Below are 23,092 nucleotides of genomic sequence, written 5' to 3' on the forward strand. Positions count from 1 at the left end.
CGGAGCGTCAGTTCACGAACGCGTCGAGGACCTGCTCGTACTCCTGGCACCACCAGACCGTCTGGGCGGCGGCGGCCGGGAAGAGCGGGTCCGCGCGCGGGTCGGCGCGCTGGTAGCGCCACTGCAGCATCCAGAAGTCGTTCAGCCGCTCCCACCAGACCCGGTGCACCGCGAGCGCGAGTTCCTCGGCCCCGGCGCCCGCCGCGGCCCGGTAGCCGCGGGCGTAGTGGCGCACCCGGGCCAGGTCCAGCTCACCGGTCGCCGGGTCGTTGAAGATCAGCGTGGCGGCCCGCACGGTCTCCTCGGCCCGCGGGCGCACCCGCAGCCGGTCCCAGTCCAGCACCGCCACCACCCGCTCGCCGCGGTGCAGCAGGTTGAGCCCGTGGAAGTCGCCGTGCACCCAGCCCGAGGGCCCGATCGCGGTCGGCGCGGGGCGGCGGTGCCGGTGGGCGGCGAGCAGTTCGGCCCGTTCGGCCAGCCGGTAGGCGGCCAGCCGATCGAAGGCGTGGTCCGGGCGGCGCCGGGCGGCCAACTCGCCCAGCTGGGCGGCCAGCTCGATGCCGGTGTCGGGGTCGGCGCTGGGCAGCGCGGCGGGCTGGGCGACGGGGGCGCAGACCCGCGCCAGGGCGCCGTGCAGGTCGGCGAGGAGCGCGCCGAGCGCGGCGCACGCCGTCGGAGTCAACTCGGCGCCGGTGCGGTGCCGGCCTGCCACCCACGGGTAGAGCGCGAAGCGGCGGCCCTGGTGGTCGGTCACCGTGCGGCCGTCCCGGGTGGCCAGCGGTGGCGGCACCGGCAGGCCCAGCTCGGCCAGCGCGCTGCTGGCCCGGTGCTGGGCGGTGATCGCGGCGAGCGCGGCGGTGGCCGGCTCGACGTAGCACTTGACGAAGTAGCGACCGCTTCTGGTGGTCACCCGGTAGCCCCGGTTGAGCAGGCCCTCGGCCACCGGCTCGGCCGTCAGCAGGCGTCCGGCCCGGTAGTCGCGCAGCACCCGGGCGAGCACCTGGCGCGGGACGGGCGGGCTGAGCGTGCCGACCGGCGGTGCGGTGGCGTCGGGGCCGTCCAGCGGTGGGACGTCGGGGACGGCCGGCGATGGGGCGTCGGCCAGGGCGATCTGACGGTCTGTCACGCTTGGTGATCGTAGTTCGGCACCCTGTGCGCGGCCTGGATGGCCGAAATTGCCCGGTTGTGAGCGGCCGTTCCTGCGCCATGATCACCCAGGGAGCGGCAACGACCGGCTAGAGGTGCTGATCTGTGCCCAGCCGGGCCACGTACGCGGCCGCCTGGGTGCGCCTGGCCATACCCATTTTGGCCAGCAGGCTGGAGACGTAGTTCTTCACCGTCTTCTCCGCCAGGTGGAGTTCACCGCCGATCTGCCGGTTGGTCATCCCCTCACCGATCAACTCCAGGATCCGGCGCTCCTGCTTGGTCAGCTGGGCCAGCTTCTCGTCCTCTTTCCCGCCCCCGTCGCGCAGCCGCTCCAGCACCCGGCTGGTGGCGGCCGGGTCGAGCAGCGAGCGGCCGGCCGCCACGTCGCGCACCGCCGAGAGCAGGTCGCTGCCGCGGATCGCCTTGAGCACATACCCCGAGGCCCCGGCCATGATCGAGTCGAAGAGCGCCTCGTCGTCGGAGAACGAGGTGAGCATCAGGCAGCGGGTCTCGGGCCGCTGCGAGCGGATCTCGCGGCAGACCTCCACCCCGTTGCCGTCGGGCAGCCGGACGTCCAGCACCGCGACGTCCGGGGTCACCGCCGGGATCCGGGCGAGCGCCTCGGCGGCGGTGCCGGCCTCGCCGACCACCTCGATGTCCGGCTCGTCGGAGAGCAGTTCGTGCACGCCGCGCCGGACCACCTCGTGATCGTCGAGCAGGAACACCCTGATTCGCCCGTTTTCGTTCATTGTCAAATGCTCCCATACCACGACAGGGCGGATCTATCGCCCGCACCGGCCCCGCGGACAATCTGTCCGGCAAACCCCCTTACGCGAAACGCGCTGCCCGGATAGCGTGCGCTGGTGTCCTGACGGCACCGCCGGCGCGAGCTTTGAGCCCGGCTCGACCCCCACCCAGGTCGGAACAAGTAGGACGTCCTAGCGCAGGCGCGCCAAGAGCGCCCGCTGGGTAACGTTCTCGTGGGGATGCCGTCGGAAAAGGATCACCACCTGCCGCGTATTCGGCGCGCACACCCCGCGCTCCGTGCGAGGAGGTGACCGGACCGGTCACCGGCGACCCCGGGCGGCCGGACAGACCGAGGAGTGAACGTGACCGTCAAAAGCACGGCGAGGGCGCGCAAGAAGGCCGCCCCCGGCGTCCCCGACAGCCTCGCCACGGGGAAGGACGCCCCTGCCGAGCTCGTCCAACTGCTCACCCCGGAAGGCGAGCGGGTCGAGCACCCGGACTACCCGCTGACCATCACCCCCGAGGAGCTGCGCTCCCTCTACCGGGACCTGGTGCTGGTGCGGCGCTTCGACGCCGAGGCCACCGCGCTGCAGCGGCAGGGCGAGCTGGGCCTGTGGGCCTCGCTGCTCGGCCAGGAGGCGGCGCAGGTCGGCAGCGGCCGCGCGATGCGGGAGAACGACTACGCCTTCCCCACCTACCGCGAGCACGGCGTCGCCTGGTGCCGCGGGGTGGACCCGCTGAACCTGCTCGGGATGTTCCGCGGCGTGAACCACGGCGGCTGGGACCCGAACGAGAAGAACTTCCACCTCTACACCATCGTGATCGGCTCGCAGACCCTGCACGCGACCGGCTACGCGATGGGTATCACCAAGGACGGTGCGGACGACGCCGTGATCGCCTACTTCGGCGACGGTGCCTCCAGCCAGGGCGACGTCAACGAGGCGTTCACCTTCGCCTCGGTCTACAACGCGCCGGTGGTCTTCTTCTGCCAGAACAACCAGTGGGCGATCTCCGAGCCCACCACCACCCAGACCCGGATCCCGCTCTACCGCCGCGCCTCCGGCTTCGGCTTCCCCGGCGTGCGGGTGGACGGCAACGACGTGCTGGCCTGCCTGGCGGTCACCCGCTGGGCGCTGGACCGCGCCCGCAGCGGCAGCGGCCCGGTGCTGATCGAGGCCTTCACCTACCGGATGGGTGCGCACACCACCTCCGACGACCCGACCCGCTACCGGGCGAACGAGGAGACCGAGGCCTGGAAGGCCAAGGACCCGATCTCCCGGCTCAAGGCGCTGCTGGAGCGCGAGGAGCTGGCCGACGCGGACTTCTTCGCCGCCGTCGAGGCGGAGAGCGAGACCCTGGGCCTGCGGGTGCGCGAGGGCGTGCGCTCCATGCCGGACCCGGACGCGACGCTGATCTTCGACCATGTCTACGCCGAGCCGCACGCCCTGGTGGCGGAGGAGCGGGCCGAATATGTCGCGTACGCGGAGTCCTTCGAGGGCGGGGAGTAACCGAACATGTCAAAGCTCACCATGTCGAAGGCCATCAACGAGGGCCTTCGCGCCTGCCTGGAGACCGACCCGAAGACCCTGATCATGGGTGAGGACGTCGGGAAGCTGGGCGGCGTCTTCCGGGTCACCGACGGTCTGCAGAAGGACTTCGGCGAGGACCGGGTGATCGACACCCCGCTCGCCGAGTCCGGCATCGTCGGCACCGCGATCGGCCTGGCGCTGCGCGGCTACCGCCCGATCGTCGAGATCCAGTTCGACGGCTTCGTCTACCCGGCCTTCGACCAGATCGTCACCCAGCTGGCCAAGATGCACGCCCGCGCGCTCGGGCACGTCAAGATGCCCGTTACCGTCCGCATCCCCTACGCGGGCGGCATCGGCGCCGTCGAGCACCACAGCGAGTCGCACGAGGCCTACTTCGCGCACACCGCCGGCCTGCGGGTGGTCACCCCGTCCAACCCGGACGACGCCTACTGGATGCTGCGCCAGTCGGTCGAGTCGGACGACCCGGTGATCTTCCTGGAGCCCAAGGCCCGCTACTGGGACAAGGCCGAGATCAGCAGTGCCCCGGAGCTGGACCTGCACGCGGCCAAGGTGGTGCGCCCCGGCACCGACCTGACGCTGCTCGCCTACGGTCCGATGGTCAAGGTCTGCCTGGAGGCCGCCCAGGCCGCCGAGCAGGACGGCCGCCGCCTGGAGGTGGTCGACCTGCGCTCGCTCTCGCCGGTCGACTTCGCCACCCTGGAGGCCTCGGTGCGGCGCACCGGGCGGGCCGTGGTGGTGCACGAGGCCCCGGTCTTCATGGGCATGGGCTCCGAGCTGGCCGCCCGGCTCACCGAGAAGTGCTTCTACCACCTGGAAGCCCCCGTCCTGCGGGTCGGCGGCTACCACGCGCCGTACCCGCCGTCCCGGGTCGAGGAGCAGTACCTGCCCGACCTGGACCGGGTGCTGGACGCCGTCGACCGCGCGCTGGCGTTCTGAGGGGAGTGACTCGATGACTACCGCTCTCCACGAGTTCAAGATGCCCGATGTGGGCGAGGGCCTGACCGAGGCCGAGATTCTCAAGTGGTACGTCCAGCCGGGCGACACCGTGACGGACGGCCAGATCGTCTGCGAGGTGGAGACCGCGAAGGCGGCCGTCGAGCTGCCGATCCCGTTCAACGGGACGGTCCAGTCGCTGCACTTCGCCGAGGGCACGACGGTCGACGTCGGCACCGCGATCATCGCGATCGCGGTGGCGGGCGCGGCGCCGGCCGCTGCCGCCCCGGCCGCCGCCCCGGCGGCCGAGGCCGACGAGCCGGCCGAGCCGGCGCGGCGTGAGGTGCTGGTCGGCTACGGACCGCGCACCGGCGGGACCCAGCGACGGGCCCGCCGCACCACCGCTGCCGCGCCGGCCGCGGCCGTCGCCGCCGCGCCGGTGGCCGTGCCGGTCCCGGCGCCCGCACCGGTGGTGGCCCAGCCGGGCGCCGAGCGGCCGCTGGCCAAGCCGCCGGTCCGCAAGCTCGCCAAGGACCTGGGCATCGACCTGCGCACCGTGGTGCCGACCGGCCCCGACGGGATCATCACCCGCGAGGACGTGCACGCCGCCGCCGCGCCCGCCCCGGTGGCCGCCGCTCCCGCCGCCGTCGCCGCCCCGGTGGCTTCGGTGACTTCGGTGACTTCGGTGGCCGAGCCGGTCACCGTCACCGGTGGCGACGTGCGGATCCCGGTCAAGGGCGTGCGCAAGGCCACCGCCTCGGCGATGGTCGCCTCCGCCTTCACCGCGCCGCACGTCACCGAGTTCGTCCAGGTCGACGTCACCCGCACGATGAAGCTGGTGCGCACCCTGAAGGAGACCGGCGAACTGGGCCAGGGGGTGCGGGTCAGCCCGCTGCTGCTGGTCGCCAAGGCGCTGCTCACCGCGATCAAGCGGCACCCGGAGATCAACGCCAGCTGGGACGAGAGCGCCCAGGAGATCGTGCTGCGCGGCCAGGTCAACCTCGGCATCGCGGCTGCCACCCCGCGCGGCCTGATCGTGCCGAACATCAAGAACGCCGGCGCGCTCACCCTGACCGGCCTGGCCACCGAGCTGGGTTCGCTGATCGACACCGCCCGCCAGGGCAAGACGTCCCCGGCCGACATGGCCGGCGGCACCGTCACCATCACCAACGTCGGCGTCTTCGGCGTCGACACCGGCACCCCGATCCTCAACCCCGGCGAGGCCGCCATCCTGGCCTTCGGCGCGGTCCGGGAGCTGCCGTGGGTGCACAAGGGCCGGGTGGTGCCCCGCCAGGTCACCACGCTGGCGCTCTCCTTCGACCACCGGATGGTCGACGGCGAGCTGGGCTCCAAGGTGCTGGCCGACGTGGCCGCCATCCTGGAGCGCCCGAAGCGGCTGATCACCTGGGCCTGACGCTCGGTCGGTCCCGCGGGCCCCGCACCTCCACCCGGAGGCGCGGGGCCCGCGCCGTTTTGCGACCGGGGCTGTCGCGGACCGCTCGAAAACCCCTTCGACCTCCGGACCGGCTCCTGAATACTGCTCGGATGGCTGATCACCGCATCCTGGACGCCCCCGCCGACCCGCTCGCCGGGTCGCCGCCGCCCGGTTACTCGCTGCGCCGCGACGTCTCGTTCTCCGCGCTGCTGGCCGGGCTGATCGCGGTGGTGGTCTGCTACTCGGGGCCGCTGGTGGTGGTGCTCGCGGCGGCCCGCGCCGGGCACCTGGACCAGGCGCACACGGCCTCCTGGATCTGGGCGATATCCATCGGCAGCGGGGCGACCTCGCTGCTGCTGAGCTGGCGGACCCGGCTGCCGGTGGTCACCGCCTGGTCGACCCCCGGGGCGGCGCTGCTGGTCGGCAGCCTGGGCGGGTACTCCTACCCGGACGCGGTCGGGGCCTACCTGGTGAGCGGGGTGGTGGTGACGCTGCTCGGAGTGACCGGGCTGTTCGGGCGGCTGATCGCGGTGATCCCGGCCTCGGTGGTCAACGCGATGCTGGCGGGCATCCTGTTCGAGTTCGGGACGGAGATCTTCAGCTCGCTGCACACCGCGCCCACCGTGGTGCTCTGTGCGCTGGCGGCCTACCTGCTGGCCAAGCGGCTGCTGCCGCGGTACGCCGTGCCGGCCGCGCTGCTGGTCGGCGCGGTGGCGGCGGCCTCGACCGTGGGCCTGAGCCTGCACCTGGGGCACGGCGGGCTGACCCTGCCGGTGCTGACCGTGCCCGCCTTCGACGGCTCGGCACTGGTCGGCCTCGCGCTGCCGCTCACCCTGGTCGCGCTGGCCTCGCAGGACGCGCCCGGGCTCGGGGTGCTGCGCAGCTTCGGCTACCGGCCGCCGGACCGGCTGCTGGTCGGGGCGACCGGCGCGGCCTCGGTACTGCTGGCGCCGTTCGGCGGCCCCGGGATCAACATCGCCGCGATCACCGCCGCGATCTGCGCCGGCCCCGAGAGCCACCCGCAGCCGCGCCGCCGGTACCTGGCGGGCATGTCGATCGGCGTGCTCTACCTGCTGGTGGGCTGCTTCGGCGGGATGCTGGTCAGCCTCTTCGCCGGGCTGCCCGCCGCGCTGGTCGCGGTGGTCGGCGGGGTGGCGCTGCTCGGCGCCTTCCAGGGCAGCCTGGCGGCGGCGCTGGCCGACGAGCGGGGCCGCGAGGCGGCGGCGGTGACCTTCCTGGCCACCACCTCGGGGATGACGCTGTGCGGCATCGGCGCGGCCTTCTGGGGACTGCTGCTCGGCATCGCCACCCAGCTGGTCCTGACGGCGCGCCGGCGGGGCTGAGCCGGCGGGTGTCGCTACTGGGCCTGGCGGGTGAGATGTGCTACGGAACGTTCACCGCCGAGTACGCGGTGGGTACGTCTGTGCGACCCCCACCCGCGCGCCCGCCGGGTGACCGGAGCACCGAGGACCGTCCGTATGGCGCCTGGCAACCCTGGCCGTCTCATCCGGAGTCTGGCCGCACTCGCCCTGCTCGCGGCAGCCGCGCTGCCCGCCGCCCTGGAACTGACCGGTCCGGCGCCGTTCGCCGTGATCGGCCCCGCCGGGACCTCGGCCACCGACCGTGCCGTCCCGCCCAGGGGCGGCACCGCGGACCGGGCGGTCCGGCTGCGCACCGGCACCGCCCCGACCTTCGACATACGCCGCACGGGTGATCCGGCGAACCGGGTCACCCTGGTGCTGCTCGGCGACGGCTACACCGCCGACCAGCAGGACCTCTTCCGGCGGCAGGCCGACCAGGCCTGGCGGGCGCTGATGGACATCGAGCCGTTCCGCACCTACCAGGACCTCTTCAACATACGGCGGGTCGAAGTGGTCTCCCCGACCCCCGGGATAGCCGAGGGGGAGATCAAGGGCCGGCGGCCCGGCACCCCGCTGGGCATGCACTTCTGGTGCGAGGGCACCGCGCGGCTGCTCTGCGCCGACGAGGCCGCCACCGCTCAGTACGCGGGCGCCGGGAACGGTCCGCAGTACCTGATAGCCCTGGCCAACTCGACCGAGTACGGCGGGGCCGGCGGCACGGGGGTGACCACGCTCTCCGGCGGCAGCCCGGACGCGGGCCGGATCATCCAGCACGAGATCGGACACACCGTCGGCGACCTCGGCGACGAGTACGACAGCGCCCCCAAGGACGCCGACTACCCCAACCTCTCCAACCAGGGCGCCGACGCGATGCGCCGCGACCACCTCAAGTGGTGGCGCTGGCTGGGCGCCGACTCGCCGGACGGCGGCGGCCCGGTGGGTGCCTACCGCAGCGCCAACGGCGTCTACCGCCCCACCGCCGACTCGGTGATGCGCACCCTGGGCGGCAGCTACAACCTCCCCTCCCGGGAGGCGATCATCGAGCAGCTCTACCGCCGGATCAGCCCGCTGGACGGCGCCGAGCCGCGACCGGGCCGGGTGACCGGCAGGCCCCGGCTCACCGTCCGCCCGCTGCACCTGAGCGGTGACCGGCAGCTCGAGGTGGACTGGAAGGTGGACGGGAAGGCGGTGCAGCCCAGCTCGCCCGACCACAGCTGGTTCGACCCGGCGGCGCTGGCGCTACCGGCCGGCCGGCGGGTGACGGTCACCGCCACGGTGCGGGACACCACCGACTGGGTGCGGGACGAGGTGTTCCGGGACCAGCACATGACCCGCACGGTCAGCTGGGTGCTGACCGGCTGACCGGCTGACCGGCGTGGGACAGCCCGTCGGGCACCGTCGCCGGATGAGCGGGATCGAGGCCCACCCAGGCGGCATCATCAGATGATGGGATGACTAATCTGGGTCCACTATGACCGTGGACCCAGCCAGCGCGATCCGCTCCTCCTCCGTCCCGGGTCCCCGGCTACCCCCTGGCGAGGGCGACGCGTCGCCCACGCCCGCGCTGCCCACGCCCGCGTCGCCCACGCCCGCGCTGCCCACGCCCGCGCTGCCGCCGGGCGGGCGGGCCGCCTGGTTCGCCTGGGGCATCGGCGTCAGCGCCTATGTGCTCGCCGTGATCCACCGCACCAGCCTCGGGGTGGCCGGTCTGGAGGCCGCCCACCGGTTCGGCGTCGGCGCCGCGGCGCTGGCCACCTTCTCGATAGTCCAGGTGCTGGTCTACGCCGCGATGCAGATCCCGGTCGGCCTGCTGGTGGACCGGTTCGGCCCGCGCCGGGTGCTGCTGCTGGGCGTTGTGCTGCTCACCGTGGGCCAGCTGGCCTTCGCGTTCAGCACCGCCTTCGGGCCCGCGCTGGCCTCCCGGGCGGTGCTCGGCTGCGGCGACGCGATGACCTTCATCAGCGTGCTGCGGATCGCCGCCCGCTGGTTCCCGGCCGCGCGCAACCCGCTGGTCGCCCAGTTCACCGGCCTGGCCGGGATGGGCGGCAACCTGGTGACCACCGTGATCCTGGCCCGGGCGCTGCACACCGAGGGCTGGACGGCGAGCTTCGCCGCGATCGCCCTGCTGGGGGTGCTGGTCTTCGCCGTGATCGCGCTGCTGCTGCGGGAGGTGCCGCCGGGCCCGGCGGCGGGCGGTGCCGCTGCCAGTGCCGAGGCCGGTGCGGGGGACCGGCTGCCGATCCGCGAGCAGATCCGCGAGTCCTGGCGCGAGCCCGGCACCCGGTTGGGCCTCTGGGTGCACTTCACCACCCAGTTCCCGGCCAACGCCTTCTCGCTGCTCTGGGGCCTGCCCTACCTGGTCGACGGGCAGGGCATGAGCACCGGTGAGGCGGGCGGCATGCTCACCCTGCTGGTCTTCGCCAACATCTTCTTCGGCCTGCTCTTCGGCCAGTTGCTCTCCCGGGGTCCGCGGCTGCGGATGCCGATCGTGCTCACGGTGATCGCCGCCACCGGTGCCTGCTGGGCCCTGGTCCTGGCCTGGCCCGGCGGCCACCCGCCGCTGTGGCTGCTGGTCCTGCTCCTCTTCGTGATGGGCAGCAACGGCTCGGCCTCGCTGGTCGGCCTCGACTACGCCCGCTCGCACAACCCCGGGCACCGCCTGGGCACCGCCTCGGGCATCGCCAACATGGGCGGATTCATCGCGACCATGGTGACGCTGCTGGGCATCGGCGTGCTGCTCGACCTGCTGTCACCGGGCGGTGGCGGGGACGTCTACTCGGCGGCGGCGTACCGGGGGGCGTTCTGCTGGATGTACCTGCCGCTGGTGCTGGGAACGGTGATGATCCTCCGGCTGCGCCGGCGGGTGCGGGCCGGGTAGGCCGGGCCCGCACCCGGTGCGGGGTGGCCGGGGTCGCCGGTCAGAAGGTCTGGACGAAGTTCGCCAGCACCCGCTGGGCCAGCTCCTGGTCCCCCTCGATCCGCAGTGCGCCGCCGGGCAGGGCGTCGGGGCGGACCCGGCCGCAGGCCAGGCGGAGCCAGGTCTCCCAGTCGAGGGTGAACTGCACGTCGGGGCCCAGACTGATCTGGGAGTCCAGCTCGCCGCGGCCGTTCTCGTCCACCCGGACCCGGCGGAGGAACTCCAGCGGGCCGGTGACGTCGAAGACCACCACCGAACCGGCCGGGGCGCCCGCCTGCTTGGCGACGATCTTCGGCAGGCCCCGCAGCAGCAGGTCACGGGTGATCTGGGCGGCGGGGGAGTCCAGGTTGCCGGGCAGCAGCAGCGCGCGGCGCAGGTCCTGCTCGTGCACCCAGACGTCCAGCACCCGCAGCTGGAGCAGCAGCTGGTAGGGCAGCTCGTAGGCGCCCGGCCCGGCCGGGAAGCGCACCAGGTCCTCGGGGCCGGTGCCGGCGGTGCGCAGGGCACGCGAGCGCCGGATGATCACGTACTCCAGCTCCGAGGTCATCTCGGGCGCGGTGTGGCAGCGGCGCTTGTCCACCGGGAGTTCGAGGTAGCGGGAGACCTCGTCCTTGATGTGCCGCAGGTCGCTGGGGAGCGAGTGGATCGGTCGCGGGTCACCGAGCAGTTCGGACTCGACGGCGATCACGTGCGAGACCACGTCCCGCACCGACCAGCCCGGGCACTCGGTGGGCCGGTTCCATGAGTCGGCGGGGAGTGCGGCCAGTAGCTCCGCTATGGACTCGACGGAGTGCGTCCAGGCATCCGTGTAGGCCTGCACGGCCTGATTATCGGTCACAGCTTTTCTTCTCCGGCCATCCGTCGGCTCTACGCGCTAACCGCACGTTACGCTGCCGGGAGAGAGCAGGCAGCGCTTTCGGGTGACGATCGTAGGTCTCTTGTCGTGGACGGTGGTAGTGTGCGCGCCTCATTGATCCAACTCTCCGTGTCCGACGCCGAACCGGCGGCCGAGCGGCGGGCCAGGGTGGCGGCCCTGGTGCGTGCCCAGCAGGGTGCGGACCTGGTGGTCCTGCCGGAGCTCTGGCCGCTCGGCGGGTTCGCTTATGACGCCTGGTCGGACGGGGCCGAACCGCTGGACGGGCCGACGGCTGACGCGATGTCAGCGGCGGCCCGGGCGGCCGGCGTCTGGCTGCACGCCGGCTCGATCGTGGAGCGCGATCCGGACGGCCCGATCTACAACACCTCGCTGGTCTTCTCGCCGAGCGGCGAGCTGCTGCACACCTACCGCAAGATCCACCGCTTCGGTTTCGACAGCGGTGAGGCGGTGGTGATGGGGGCCGGGCAGGAGATCGTCACGGCCGCCACCGACTTCGGCACGCTGGGTCTGGCGACCTGCTACGACCTGCGCTTCCCCGAGCTCTTCCGGGCGCTGCTGGACGCCGGGGCACAGTTGCTGGTGGTCCCGGCGGCCTGGCCCGCGCGGCGGCGCGAGCACTGGACCCTGCTGGCCCGGGCGCGGGCGGTGGAGGAGCAGGCCTTCGTGCTGGCCTGCAACACGGCCGGCACCCACGGCGGGGTCGAGCAGGCCGGGCACAGCCTGGTGGTCGACCCCTGGGGCACGGTGCTGGCCGAGGCCGGCCCGGACGAGCAGGTGCTGACCGTCGAGTTCGACCCGGCCGCGGTGGCCAAGGCGCGTGAGGAGTTCCCGGTGCTGCGCGACCGGCTGCTCGGCATCCCGGCGCCGGTGCGGCGCTGACGGTGGGAGCGTTCCACCGGCCGGTGCGGCGCTGACGGTGGGAGCGTTCCACCGGCCGGTGCGGCGCTGACGGGGGGCCGGAGCTGCGCCGAGCGGGATTGTGTGGTTTTTGCGCGCCTTTTGAGAGGATGATCTCTCGATGACGGCCCGCGGCGGGCCTGGCGGCTGGTCGAAGGAGGGTGTGCCGGTGAGCATCGGCGGTCTGGGGAGACTCCCGATCCAGCGCAACAGCCTGCGCGAGCAGATCGCCGGGGCGCTGCGCGAGGAGTTGATGGCGGGTCGGCTGGCGGCCGGCGGCAACTTCACCGTGAAGGAGATCGCCGAGCTGTACGGCGTCTCGGCCACCCCGGCCCGGGAGGCGCTGGTCGACCTGGCGGCGCAGGGGCTGCTGCGGGCCGAGCACCACCGCGGGTTCACCGTGCCGGAGCTCAGCTGGACCGACTTCCTGGAGATCTTCGAAGCCAGGGTGATGCTCACCGACAGTGCCTTCCGCCGGCTGTCGATGCAGCCGAGCGGCTACGACTGGTCGCGGCTCAGCTCGCTGCGGCGCCGGGCCGAGGCGGCCGCGCGGGCCGCTCGCGCGGGGCAGCTGGACGTGATGGTCGGCTGCGACCGGCGGTTCTGGAACGAGATGTCCGGGTTCCTGGAGAACCAGCGGATCGCCGACTACCTGGACTGGCTGCGGGTGCAGTCCTGGATGTTCGCGGCGCGCTTCCTGCGGGCCCGCGAGCAGCTGGCCGGCGTCTGCTGGGACCGGCAGAGCGAGCTGGTCGAGCTGATCGCCTCGCGCGACCTGGCCGGCGCGCGGCGGATGATCGGCGAGTACAACCTGTTCACGGTGCGGCTGCTGGCCCAGCTGGCGGGGGAGTCGCTGGAGAGCGTCTCGGTGCTGCCGCTGTTGACGGCCGAGCCGGCCGGGACGCTGCCGGAGCCTTGTTCGATGCTCCCCACTCCGCCGCCGCCGATGGGCCGGTAGGGTGGTTCGGGCGTCGAGGAGTCCGGCCGGCCGGTGCCGGTAGGGCTCCGGTGTCGGCGTGTCGAGGAACCGAAGCCAGTGAGAGGAAGAGCGGCCCGTGGCCTGTGACCTCTGGCTCGTACCGCTGGTGGACGTACTGAGCCACAACCCGGACAACCCGTTCCGCGAGGACCTCGCGGTCTACAACGCGGCACTGACCGCGCGCGGTCTGCCCGGCGTGCCGGTGTACGAGTTCGCCCCCGGGATCACCGGTGAGGTGGAGCCGATAGCGGCCTTCGACTACGACTCGCTGCACTTCCTGCGCCGCGCCTACCTGCTCCAGCTGACCGGCTTCCAGCTGACCCCGGTGGACGCGCTCGGCGGCGACTACGAGCAGCTGCTGGAGATGTTCGAGTCCACGGCCGAGCAGTCCCACCTGGTCTGGCACTTCGACCACGCCGGCGCGTACGTGCCGATCGAGTTCCAGGTGCCGCTGGTGGACGAGGAGCTGCTGACCTCCGGCGGCCCGCTGGGCTCCTCCTACGGGCTGCTGCGGGAGTTGCAGGCGATCGCGCCCGCGCTCGGCATCGACCCGCTGAACCCGCCGGGTCCGACCCGGCCGCTCGGGCCGACCGGACTGGAGCAGCCGTTCGCCCCGCCGCTGGACGACGTGCACCCGTACGCGCGGGAGCGGCACGCCTGGGCCGGCCTCTACGCGGCGGCCACGAGGAGCCTGACGCAGGGTTCGATGGTGGTCTTCGCCTGATCCCAGGCGGGTGGGCCGGGTCCTCGCGGCCTTCGCGCGGCCCCGACCGCCCTGCCGCGGCGCCGCCGACCCGGCTACCGCAGCGGACCCTCCGGCGGCCGCTGGCGCGGCATGGTCGGCCTGGTGCCGGGCGCCGGCAGCACCCGGACCTGGGCCGGTGTGCCGCTCTCGGGGCGTCCGCCCCAGCTGCCCGGGGCCTGGGTGGGCAGCTGGGTCATCCGGGCCCGGAACTCGAGCATCCACTCCGAGGTCTCGCCGCGGACCAGCTCCGACACGTCCTCGCAGAACCGCCGCAGCACGCCCAGGCAGCGCTCGGCCGCCTCGCCCGCGGTGCCCTCGGTGGGGCCGAGCACCTCGCGCACGCACTCCGAGGCCCAGTCGAACTGGAAGGCCTCCAGCCGCCGCTGCAGCGCCTGCGCGGTGGAGACGTCCCGCATCCAGCCCGAGCTGAGCCCGAACGCCCGGTCGGCGGCCAGGCAGCCGCCCGCCAGCGCCAGGGCGACATACCCCCAGGCGGTGCCGTGCGGCAGCCGGCCGGTCAGCTGGACCAGCGGCAGGGTGACCCCCGCCACCCCGAGGGTGGCCGCGCCGATCCGCAGCAGCCGCGCCCAGCGGCGCTTCCACAGCCGGTCCCGGCGGTACCAGTCGATCGCCTCGACCGCGCGCTCCTCGGACCAGCGGTAGAGCTCCTCGAGCCGCTCGGCCGGCTCACCCCAGTCGCCGAGCGGGAACTGGCGGGCACTCAGATCGGCGCGGCGACGGGTGGCGGCCCGGTCCCGTCCGGCGGCGGCCGCCGTGCCGGGCTGGTCCTCCTCGCCGAGGTCCTTGCCCCAGGGACTCTCCTCGGGCTGCATTTCGGGCTGGCTCACCTGTGGGGCTCCCTTGACGGGCCTGACCGTGCTGACAGGCCTGACTGCTGCGCGGACTGCCGCTGCGCGGACGTGCTGCGGGCACTGGTCGACTCTTGGCACTGGCTGGGGCACTGCTCTTGGCACTACTGGGCACTGCTGGGTATCCAACAGCACTTCTTACCGCCAAATGGCTGACCGTGTGACGTCTCCCCCATGATCGTTACCCGAAAAGACGTCGGTAACCCGTGGTGGCGGGGTTGCGGAAGACGGCGCGAATTCACTCTCCCGAGCGAGTACACGGGGTGCCGCGAACCTGACCGGGTCCGCCGCCTGGAGGAACGGACGAACGAGATCGCTGTTCAGGGCCTGCCCGTTGGCGATTTCCACAGCCCGGTGGATCAGCGGGAACAGGCCACCGACTACCCTTGCCAACCGTGAAGGTCCTCGTCATCGGCGGCGGCGCCCGCGAACACGCCCTGTGCCGCTCCCTGTCCCAAGATCCCGCCGTCAGCGAGCTGCACTGCGCCCCGGGCAATGCCGGGATCGCGCGGGTGGCGACGGTCCATCCGGTCGACCAGCTGGACGGCGCGCAGGTCACCGCGCTCGCCCAGCGGCTGGCCGCCGACCTGGTGGTGGTCGGCCCCGAGGCCCCGCTGGTGGCCGGGGTCGCCGATCCGCTGCGCGCGGCCGGCATCCCGGTCTTCGGCCCGTCCGCCGAGGCGGCCCAGCTGGAGGGCTCCAAGGCCTTCGCCAAGGACGTGATGGCCGGGGCCGCGGTGCCCACCGCCCGTTCCTACCTCTGCACCACCCCCGAGGAGGCCGCCGAGGCGCTGGACGCCTTCGGGCCCCCCTACGTGGTCAAGGACGACGGCCTGGCGGCCGGCAAGGGCGTGGTGGTCACCGCCGACCGCACCGCCGCGCTGGCCCACGCCGCCGCGTGCGACCGCGTGGTGATCGAGGAGTACCTGGACGGCCCGGAGGTCTCGCTCTTCGCGATCACCGACGGCACCACCGTGCTCCCGCTGCAGCCGGCGCAGGACTTCAAGCGCGCGCTGGACGGCGACGCCGGTCCCAACACCGGTGGCATGGGCGCCTATTCGCCGCTGCCCTGGGCCCCCGAGGGCCTGGTCGCCGAGGTGCTGGAGACCGTCCTGCAGCCCACCGTGGACGAGCTGCGGCGGCGGGGCACCCCGTTCTCCGGCCTGCTCTACGCGGGCCTGGCGCTCACCTCGCGCGGCACCCGGGTGATCGAGTTCAACGCGCGCTTCGGCGACCCGGAGACCCAGGTGGTGCTGGCCCGGCTGCGGACCCCGCTGGCGGGCGTGCTGCTGGCCGCCGCCAAGGGCACGCTGGCCGACCTGGAGCCGCTGCGCTGGTCCGAGCAGGCCGCCGTCACCGTGGTGGTGGCCGCCGAGGGCTACCCGGCCGCGCCGCGCTCCGGCGACCCGATCGAGGGCCTGGAGAAGGCCGAGGCGGCCGACGGCACGGTCTGGGTGCTGCACGCGGGCACCCGGGCGGACGCCGAGGGCCGGGTGCTCAGCGCCGGTGGCCGGGTGCTCTCGGTCACCGCGACCGGTGCGGACCTGACCCAGGCCCGCGAGCGCGCCTACCAGGGCGTGGCCGAGATCCGGTTGGACGGCTCGCAGCACCGCACCGACATCGCGCTGCAGGCGGCCCGCGACGCCGGCTGAACCACCGCGTACGACGTTCATCAGGGGCGCTGCCTCCGGTCATCCCACCGGGCGCAGCGCCCCTCGGCGTTCGGCCGGCTGTTCGGCCGCGTCACCGATGGTTGCGAACGGCCGGGCGATTCCAGCCCTTCGAGTGAATGACGCGTCAGCGGGCTGACGTAGTGGCACCGGGGGCCGTAGGGTGCGCTGAACCGCGGTGCCGATGGGGGTGAATCCGCGATCGCCGCCGGGTGCGCGGGCTCGCGCGGGGGGAAGCTGCAAGGACCGGGGGCGTGCCGTCATCAGGACGGGTGGAAACCGGGCCGAACCGGAACACCCGCAACGGCAGGCGCGTCAGAACTGGCAGGAGGACTCGCGGGACGGGTGACCGGGCGCTACCCGCCCGGGGGTACCGCCCGGTCGGCGCCGCCCGATTGGTTCACGTCGATCGGGCCCGCGCGAAGGAATCTCGAAGGTCCCGACTCCGAAGGGGGTGCAGCACCGGATGGCCGCTTTCGACGCCGCACGCGCACGGGCGCACGCCGTGCTGCGGATCCGCGCCCTGGCTCGGGCAGCGGCGGTGCTGCCCGCCGCCGTCGCCGTGGTGCTGCTGGCCGGGAGGTTCACCGGCCGGATCGGTGCCCCCGGCGCACCGGACGCCGCCGGCTGGGACGTGGTGCGCTGGGTGGTCGGCGCGCTCGCCGTGCTGGTCGGCCTGCTCGCGCTGGCCGCCGCCCACCGGCACGCCCGCGCGGTGCCACCGAGCACCCCGGCGGTGCCGGTGCCGCTCGAGCAGGCACCCGAACTGCACCGGCTGATCCGGGAGCTGGCCGACCGGCTCGGCGTGCCGGGCCCGGTCGCGATCGCGATCACCCCGGACTGCGACAGCTGGCTGGAGGAGCCGACCGGTCCGCCGAGCACGCCGCTCCAGGCGTTGCGCGAGCGCCTCGGCCACCCGCTGCCGGCCACCGGTGCCGGCCCGCACCGGCCGGCCGGACAGCTGCTGGTGATCGGCTCGCCCTTCCTCTGGTGGATGCGGGCCGACGAACTGCGCGCTCTGCTCGCCCCGGTGGTGGCCGGCACCGCGGCCGCCGCGGATCCGGAGATCGCCGCCGCCCGCCGCTTCGTCCGGGGGCTGGACGCCGCGCTCGGCTCGGGCCGCCGGACCCCGGTGGCCCGGCTGCTCGACCGGATCACCCGCGCGCTGCTGAAGGCCTGCCGCGCGCACGTGGCCGAGTTGGAGCGCGCCGCCGCCGCGGCCGCCTCCGAGCAGGCCAAGGCGGTCGACTACGGGCTGCGGATCGCCGCCCAGGGCCAGGTCGGCCTGGCCTACGCCGGGTGGGACCGGCTGCTCACCCGGGTGGCGCTGCCGGCCTGGCGGCTGGGCCGCTGCCCCGCCCAGCTGAACGCCGGGGTGGTCGCCGCGCTGACCGAGCTGTCCCGCCGCGACCGGCTGGCCGAGGGGTACGAGAGCCGGCTCGGCGACCGCCCCGCCTGCGACCTGCTGGAGGAGCCGGGCGAGATGGACTCGGCGGTCTCGCTGCTGGCCGCCGAGCTCTTCCACGGCCCGGTCCGCGGCGGCCGGGCCGACCTGCCCTGGGAGGACTACCCCGAGCAGGTGGTGGACCGCGGCTGGCGGCTGCAGGCGATGGCCCTGCAGGAGGCGCTGGACACCAACGCCCCGCCCGGCCCGGTGGCCGGGAGTGCCAAGGCGCCGACCCTGGCCCGGCTGCTCGACCGGCTGGCCGCCGGCGGCGGCGACCAGCTCGCCCGCACCCTGGCGGCCAGCCCGCCCCCGGCGGTGCCCGGCGCCGCCGAGCGAGGAGGGCGCGAGCTGCTGGCCGACTGCGTGACGGCGATGGTCTGCTGCGCGGCGGTGGACGGGGCCGGCGGTCGCCCCGGCCTGGACTGGCTGGACGGCCCGGTGCTGCTGCTCGGCGGGGTCCGCCGGGGGGACCTGGCCGACCCGGTGGTCGAGGCGGTCGAACAGGGCGCCGCGGGCCCGCTGCGGGTCTGGCTGGAGGCCGCTGGGATCCGCCTGGAGAAGCCCGTCCGGCTGGGCTGACCGTACGTCAACAACCGTTCCATCCAACACCGTTGAAGCGACTTGCGACCTTGGGGTGACGCGTCGGCGGCACTGTGTGGTCTGCTGGACCACACGCACATTTCGGTGGCACATGCCACCGGCGGCGCACCGTGGGAGGGGCGACGTGGAGAAGGAGTCGGCGGGCCGCAGATGGGAGTCCGGGACGCTCGCGCACGGCGTCTCGGACCCGTTCGGACAGGGGCCGCTGCCCTGGCTGCGCAGTCCTGACGAGTACCTGGCCGGCACCGAGGGCGCCATCCCCTGGTACGTCAGCACCGACGCCCCCGGCCAGCAGCCGCTGCCCGCGCCCGGCGGCTCCCGGCCGGCGGGCCGGGGGACGGTCGGCACCCCGCGCAACTCCGATGACGTGGTCCAGCAGATCAAGGGCTTCGCCTCGGCCGGCCCGGTCTACCCCGGCGGCTCGGTGGACCTGCGGGTCACCGTCCACCCGCCGCGCGACTTCGTGGTGGACGTCTACCGGATCGGCCACTACGCGGGCGCCGGCGCCCAGCACATGACGGCCAGTCCGCTGATCGCCGGGCTGCGGCAGCCGGCGCCGCTGGTGGTCGACCGGACGGTCAGCTGCCATCACTGGTGGCACTCCTGGCGCCAGCAGATCCCGGCCCACTGGCGGCCCGGCGCCTACGTCGCGGTGCTCACCACCGCCGACCAGCGCCACCGCAGCCACATCCCGTTCACCGTGCGCGACCCGCTGGCCGCCGGCCCGGCCGACCCCGGACCGGCCGCGGACCTGCTGCTGGTGCTGCCGGACGTCACCTGGCAGGCGTACAACCTGTTCCCGGAGGACGGGCACACCGGCGCCAGCCTCTACCACGCCTGGGACGAGCAGGGGCGGCTGCTCGGTGAGCCTCAGGCGGCGGTCACCGTCTCCTTCGACCGGCCGCACGCGGGCGCCGGCCTGCCGCTGCACGTCGGGCACGCCTACGACTTCATCCGCTGGGCCGAGCGGTACGGCTACGACCTCGCCTACGCCACCGCCTCCGACCTGCACGCGGGGCTGGTCGAGCCGTCCCGGCACCGGGCGCTGATCTTCCCCGGGCACGACGAGTACTGGTCGGATCCGATGCGCCGCACCGTCGAGCGGGCCAGGGACCGCGGCACCTCGCTGGTCTTCCTCTCCGCCAACACCATGTACTGGCGGGTCGAGCTGACCAGCGGCGCCTGCGGCGAGCCGGGCCGGCTGCTCAACTGCCGCAAGCGCCAGCGGGTGCCCGCCGACTCGCCGGCCGCGGGCCCGTCCGGTGCGGTCAGCGCGCTGTGGCGGGACGCGGGGGAGCCCGAGCAGCAGCTGCTGGGCGTCCAGTACGCGGGCCGGGTGGCCCAGCCGGTGCCGCTGGTGGCCGGCAACACCTGGCACTGGCTCTGGGCCGGTACCGGGCTGCGGGACGGCGACGAGGTGGCCAACCTGGTGGCGGGCGAGGCCGACCGCTACTTCCCCAAGGTGGCGCTGCCCGCGCACAGCGAGCGCACCCTGCTCGCCCACTCGCCCTACCGGGACGAGCTCGGCCGCCCCCGCCACCAGGAGACCTCGCTCTACCGGGCGCCCAGCGGCGCCTACGTCTTCGCCGCCGGCACCTTCGCCTGGTCACCCGCCCTGGACCGGCCGGGCCACACCGACGAACGGATCCAGAAGGCCACCGCCAATCTGCTCGACCGGGTCTGCAAGGACGGGTGAGCCCGGTTCGGCGCAGGGGTGCATGAAAGACTCCCCCTGTCCGAGCAGCGACCCCCACTCCTGAGGACTGAAGCAACCTTGAGCGGATTTGTCACCAAGCCCGAGCCGGTCCAGGTCCCTGGCCTGGTCCACCTGCACACCGGCAAGGTGCGCGACCTCTACCGGGATCAGGCCGGCCGCCTGGTCATGGTGGCCAGCGACCGCACCTCGGCTTTCGACTGGGTGCTGCCCAGCGACATCCCCGACAAGGGCCGGATCCTGACCCAGCTCTCGCTCTGGTGGTTCGCCCAGATCGCCGACCTGGTGCCCAACCACGTGCTCTCCACCGAACTGCCCGAGGGCGCCCCCGCCGACTGGGCCGGGCGCACCATGATCTGCGACGACCTGAAGATGTTCCCGGTCGAGTGCGTGGCCCGCGGCTACCTGACCGGCTCCGGTCTGCTGGAGTACCGGGAGAGCCGGACGGTCTGCGGCATCGTGCTCTCCGAGGGCCTGGTGGACGGCTCCGAGCTGCCCGCGCCGATCTACACCCCGGCGCTCAAGGCCGAGGTCGGCGAGCACGACGAGAACGTCCCCTACGAGGAGACGGCCCGCCGGATCGGCGCCGACTGGGCCGCCGAGCTGCGCCAGACCACGCTGGCCGTCTACACCCGGGCCCGGGACATCGCCAGGGAGCGCGGCCTGATCCTGGCCGACACCAAGTTCGAGTTCGGCCTGCGGGACGACGCGTTGGTGATCGGCGACGAGGTGCTCACCCCCGACTCCTCGCGGTACTGGCCGGCCGACGACTGGGAGCCGGGCCGGGCGCAGCAGAGCTACGACAAGCAGTTCGTCCGGGACTGGCTGACCTCGCCCGCCTCCGGCTGGGACCGCACCAGCGAGCAGCCGCCGCCGGCGCTGCCCGCCGACATCCTGGAGCGCACCCGGGTCAAGTACGTCGAGGCGTACGAGCGGCTGACCGGGACCGAGTGGGTCTGAACCGAGTGGGCCTGAACCGAGTGGGCCTGAACCGGGTAGGTCTGGGGCCCATCGCCGCAGGATGAGTTTCCACGGGTCGGCGGTGACATTCGTCACCGCCGACCCGTTCGGTTCCCGCTCCGCGGTGAACTCGGTGAACTCAGCCGAAAACGCGAAATGGGCCTCCCGAGGGAGACCCATTTCACTTTGGAGCGGACGACGAGATTCGAACTCGCGACCCTCACCTTGGCAAGGTGATGCTCTACCAACTGAGCCACGTCCGCATGATCTTTAGTTGTCCTACTGTACCGCATGGTTACTGCTGTACTGCGAGCGGACGACGAGATTCGAACTCGCGACCCTCACCTTGGCAAGGTGATGCTCTACCAACTGAGCCACGTCCGCACGGTACTGGTGGGCACCGGCCGCTGCTCCCGCTTCCGGTTGCGGCGACGAGAAATACTCTACCCCATCGTCGGGAGTGCTCACGCATCCCTTCCGTCGCGGCCGCCCGGCGGCGACGGAAGGGCGGGTGGCAGGGCCTCAGTTGGCCTCGGCGAACGCTTCGTAGACGTGCTTGGGGATCCGGCCGCGGGCCGGCAGCTCCATGCCCCGGGACTGGGCCCAGGCGCGCACGGCGGCCGGGTCGGGAGCGAGTGCGGTGCGGCGGAACGACTTTCCGGTGCGGCTCTGGCGGCGGCCGGCAGCGACGAAGGGGGCGAGCGCCTCCCGAAGCTTTTCCGCGTTGTCCAGGGACAGGTCGATCTCGTACGACTTCCCGTCGACGCCGAAGTGGACGGTTTCGGCGGCGGCGCCGCCGTCCAGGTCGTCGGAGAGCGTGACAACTACACGCTGAGCCATGGGTGTCAATCCTCTCGGCAATTCGGCCGACGGGCGCGGTGTGCCGCGGCGGCCCTGTGCTCCGGCACTCCAGGGGCATACGGGTACGTCTCGGACGCACCGCCTGCGCAGCTCCTGGCACTGCCGGTGGCCCTATTCTGCACCCGGAGTGCGACGAAAATCGATGGGCCTTGCATTCTTTTTCCGGATATTCACCTCGCTTCGCCTCCGTACCGATACTTCGCCCCGGATACCGCCGGGTATCCGTGGTCGATCTGTCCGGTGTGCCGGTATTCGGTGGGGCATCGGGCGGGGGGCGGCGGAGCCTGGGAAGTTCTTTAAAGAGGGAGGAAACGGGCGCCCTGGAACGCCGGAAGCCTTGTGGCGTAAGGGGTACGGGTCTACGCGCGTCGAGATCCCCGGGCCGTCGAACGGCCGTTGAACCCCGGTACTCTGAAGGTCCCCCGCCTTCACGCACCACACCTTTGGGAGTGCCAGTGGCACGCGTCGTAGTCGACGTCATGCTCAAGCCGGAGATCCTCGACCCCCAGGGACAGGCGGTGCAGCGCGCACTGCCCCGTCTCGGATTCACCGGGATCGCCGACGTCCGCCAGGGCAAGCGTTTCGAGCTGGAACTGGAGGGCCCGGTGGACGACGCCGCGCTCGCCCGGATCCGCGAAGCCGCCGAGACCTTCCTGGCCAACACCGTCATCGAGGACTTCACGGTTCGCGTCGAGGAGTCGCAGTGACCACCCGGGTCGGCGTTGTCACGTTCCCCGGCTCGCTGGACGACCGGGACGCGCAGCGCGCGATCCGGCTGGCCGGCGCCGAGCCGGTCGCGCTCTGGCACCGCGACGAGGACCTGCACCAGGTCGACGCGGTGGTCCTGCCCGGCGGATTCAGCTACGGCGACTATCTGCGGGCCGGCGCCATCTCGCGCTTCTCGCCGGTGATGGCCACCATCATCGAGCAGGCGAAGCTCGGAATGCCGGTCCTCGGTATCTGCAACGGCTTCCAGGTGCTCACCGAGTCGCACCTGCTGCCCGGCGCGATGCTGCGGAACAACCACCTGCACTTCATCTGCCGCGACCAGAAGCTGCGGGTGGAGAATGCGGGCACCGCGTGGACCACCGATTACCAGGTGGGCCAGGAGATTTCCGTCCCGCTGAAGAACATGGACGGCCGCTACACCGCGGACGCGCGCACGATCGACGAGCTGGAGTCCGAGGGCCGGGTGGTTTTCCGTTACCTGGACGTCAACCCGAACGGCTCGATCAACGATATTGCCGGGATCACCAACGCGGCCGGCAACGTGGTCGGCCTGATGCCGCATCCGGAGCACGCCGTCGAGCCGCTGGTCGGTACCGGCAAGACCGACGGTCTGGGCTTCTTCACGTCCGTCCTCAAGCAGTTGGTGAGTTCCTGA

General features: G+C 73.1%; 19 protein-coding genes, 2 tRNA genes and 2 pseudogenes. 16 read left to right on the plus strand and 7 right to left on the minus strand.

Going from position 1 to position 23,092, the window contains the following annotated elements; genetic code table 11:
- Positions 1 to 7 precede the first annotated feature (7 nt).
- On the minus strand, positions 8 to 1,126 hold the full coding sequence (locus OG403_RS19490) for a phosphotransferase (protein ID WP_329566129.1): 1,119 nt from the start codon (positions 1,124 to 1,126) through the stop codon (positions 8 to 10).
- Positions 1,127 to 1,235: 109 nt separating this feature from the next.
- The gene (locus OG403_RS19495) at positions 1,236 to 1,895 is read right to left on the minus strand and encodes a response regulator transcription factor (RefSeq protein WP_329566130.1); all 660 of its coding nucleotides are present in this window, start codon (positions 1,893 to 1,895) and stop codon (positions 1,236 to 1,238) included.
- Between the two features lie 360 nt (positions 1,896 to 2,255).
- Between OG403_RS19495 and pdhA the strand changes: the two genes are divergently transcribed.
- The 6 genes from pdhA (at position 2,256) to OG403_RS19525 (ending at position 10,050) form a co-directional block, all read left to right on the plus strand.
- Positions 2,256 to 3,401, plus strand: coding sequence for a pyruvate dehydrogenase (acetyl-transferring) E1 component subunit alpha (gene pdhA / locus OG403_RS19500; protein ID WP_442910940.1), 1,146 nt, complete (start codon positions 2,256 to 2,258; stop codon positions 3,399 to 3,401).
- A 6-nt stretch (positions 3,402 to 3,407) separates the two neighbouring features.
- Entirely contained in the window at positions 3,408 to 4,379 is a 972-nt protein-coding gene (locus OG403_RS19505) for an alpha-ketoacid dehydrogenase subunit beta (protein WP_329566133.1), read from the plus strand.
- Positions 4,380 to 4,392: 13 nt separating this feature from the next.
- A complete protein-coding gene (locus OG403_RS19510) occupies positions 4,393 to 5,790 on the plus strand; it encodes a dihydrolipoamide acetyltransferase family protein (RefSeq protein WP_329566135.1) in 1,398 nt (465 codons plus the stop codon).
- A gap of 131 nt (positions 5,791 to 5,921) precedes the next feature.
- The gene (locus tag OG403_RS19515) at positions 5,922 to 7,154 is read left to right on the plus strand and encodes a benzoate/H(+) symporter BenE family transporter (RefSeq protein WP_329566137.1); all 1,233 of its coding nucleotides are present in this window, start codon (positions 5,922 to 5,924) and stop codon (positions 7,152 to 7,154) included.
- 135 nt (positions 7,155 to 7,289) lie between these two features.
- Complete coding sequence (locus OG403_RS19520) at positions 7,290 to 8,534, plus strand: M64 family metallopeptidase (protein WP_329566139.1); 1,245 nt, start codon at positions 7,290 to 7,292, stop codon at positions 8,532 to 8,534.
- Positions 8,535 to 8,643: 109 nt separating this feature from the next.
- Entirely contained in the window at positions 8,644 to 10,050 is a 1,407-nt protein-coding gene (locus OG403_RS19525; protein ID WP_442910941.1) for an MFS transporter, read from the plus strand.
- Positions 10,051 to 10,090: 40 nt separating this feature from the next.
- Here OG403_RS19525 and OG403_RS19530 read toward each other — a convergent pair whose 3' ends face one another.
- Complete coding sequence (locus tag OG403_RS19530) at positions 10,091 to 10,927, minus strand: maleylpyruvate isomerase family mycothiol-dependent enzyme (protein WP_329566143.1); 837 nt, start codon at positions 10,925 to 10,927, stop codon at positions 10,091 to 10,093.
- 120 nt (positions 10,928 to 11,047) lie between these two features.
- On the opposite strand from OG403_RS19530, the gene OG403_RS19535 reads away from it, so the two are divergent.
- From OG403_RS19535 to OG403_RS36730, 4 genes and pseudogenes are all read left to right on the plus strand, one after another.
- On the plus strand, positions 11,048 to 11,845 hold the full coding sequence (locus OG403_RS19535; protein ID WP_329566145.1) for a carbon-nitrogen family hydrolase: 798 nt from the start codon (positions 11,048 to 11,050) through the stop codon (positions 11,843 to 11,845).
- 187 nt (positions 11,846 to 12,032) lie between these two features.
- Positions 12,033 to 12,821, plus strand: coding sequence for a GntR family transcriptional regulator (locus tag OG403_RS19540; RefSeq protein ID WP_329566147.1), 789 nt, complete (start codon positions 12,033 to 12,035; stop codon positions 12,819 to 12,821).
- Between the two features lie 97 nt (positions 12,822 to 12,918).
- A complete protein-coding gene (locus tag OG403_RS19545) occupies positions 12,919 to 13,566 on the plus strand; it encodes a hypothetical protein (protein ID WP_329566149.1) in 648 nt (215 codons plus the stop codon).
- A 92-nt stretch (positions 13,567 to 13,658) separates the two neighbouring features.
- Positions 13,659 to 13,754 (plus strand): annotated as a pseudogene (locus OG403_RS36730) (AAC(3) family aminoglycoside 3-N-acetyltransferase); the annotation flags it as partial.
- 45 nt (positions 13,755 to 13,799) lie between these two features.
- Here the strand turns inward: OG403_RS36730 and OG403_RS19550 are convergent.
- Positions 13,800 to 14,420: pseudogene (locus OG403_RS19550) on the minus strand (SLATT domain-containing protein); the annotation flags it as partial.
- 431 nt (positions 14,421 to 14,851) lie between these two features.
- Between OG403_RS19550 and purD the strand changes: the two are divergent.
- The 4 genes from purD (at position 14,852) to OG403_RS19570 (ending at position 20,847) form a co-directional block, all read left to right on the plus strand.
- Complete coding sequence (gene purD, locus OG403_RS19555; RefSeq protein ID WP_329566151.1) at positions 14,852 to 16,108, plus strand: phosphoribosylamine--glycine ligase; 1,257 nt, start codon at positions 14,852 to 14,854, stop codon at positions 16,106 to 16,108.
- 484 nt (positions 16,109 to 16,592) lie between these two features.
- Complete coding sequence (locus OG403_RS19560) at positions 16,593 to 18,152, plus strand: hypothetical protein (protein ID WP_329566153.1); 1,560 nt, start codon at positions 16,593 to 16,595, stop codon at positions 18,150 to 18,152.
- 112 nt (positions 18,153 to 18,264) lie between these two features.
- Positions 18,265 to 19,869: a N,N-dimethylformamidase beta subunit family domain-containing protein gene (locus OG403_RS19565; protein ID WP_442910942.1), complete on the plus strand. Its 1,605-nt coding sequence runs from the start codon at positions 18,265 to 18,267 to the stop codon at positions 19,867 to 19,869.
- Between the two features lie 78 nt (positions 19,870 to 19,947).
- On the plus strand, positions 19,948 to 20,847 hold the full coding sequence (locus OG403_RS19570) for a phosphoribosylaminoimidazolesuccinocarboxamide synthase (RefSeq protein WP_329566157.1): 900 nt from the start codon (positions 19,948 to 19,950) through the stop codon (positions 20,845 to 20,847).
- 187 nt (positions 20,848 to 21,034) lie between these two features.
- Here OG403_RS19570 and OG403_RS19575 read toward each other — a convergent pair.
- The 3 genes from OG403_RS19575 to OG403_RS19585 all read right to left on the minus strand — a co-directional run bounded on the left by OG403_RS19575 (position 21,035) and on the right by OG403_RS19585 (position 21,687).
- Positions 21,035 to 21,110: transfer RNA gene (locus OG403_RS19575), tRNA-Gly, on the minus strand.
- 48 nt (positions 21,111 to 21,158) lie between these two features.
- Positions 21,159 to 21,231: transfer RNA gene (locus tag OG403_RS19580), tRNA-Gly, on the minus strand.
- Between the two features lie 138 nt (positions 21,232 to 21,369).
- Positions 21,370 to 21,687 carry a histone-like nucleoid-structuring protein Lsr2 gene (locus tag OG403_RS19585; protein ID WP_184936468.1) on the minus strand — a complete coding sequence of 106 codons (318 nt, stop codon included), beginning with the start codon at positions 21,685 to 21,687 and terminating at the stop codon, positions 21,370 to 21,372.
- A gap of 476 nt (positions 21,688 to 22,163) precedes the next feature.
- On the opposite strand from OG403_RS19585, the gene purS reads away from it, so the two are divergent.
- Entirely contained in the window at positions 22,164 to 22,415 is a 252-nt protein-coding gene (purS, locus tag OG403_RS19590) for a phosphoribosylformylglycinamidine synthase subunit PurS (RefSeq protein WP_329566161.1), read from the plus strand.
- The gene (gene purQ / locus OG403_RS19595; protein ID WP_329566162.1) at positions 22,412 to 23,092 is read left to right on the plus strand and encodes a phosphoribosylformylglycinamidine synthase subunit PurQ; all 681 of its coding nucleotides are present in this window, start codon (positions 22,412 to 22,414) and stop codon (positions 23,090 to 23,092) included. Before purS ends, purQ begins: the two co-directional genes overlap by 4 nt.

This window comes from Kitasatospora sp. NBC_01266, assembly GCF_036242395.1.
Lineage (GTDB): Bacteria > Actinomycetota > Actinomycetes > Streptomycetales > Streptomycetaceae > Kitasatospora.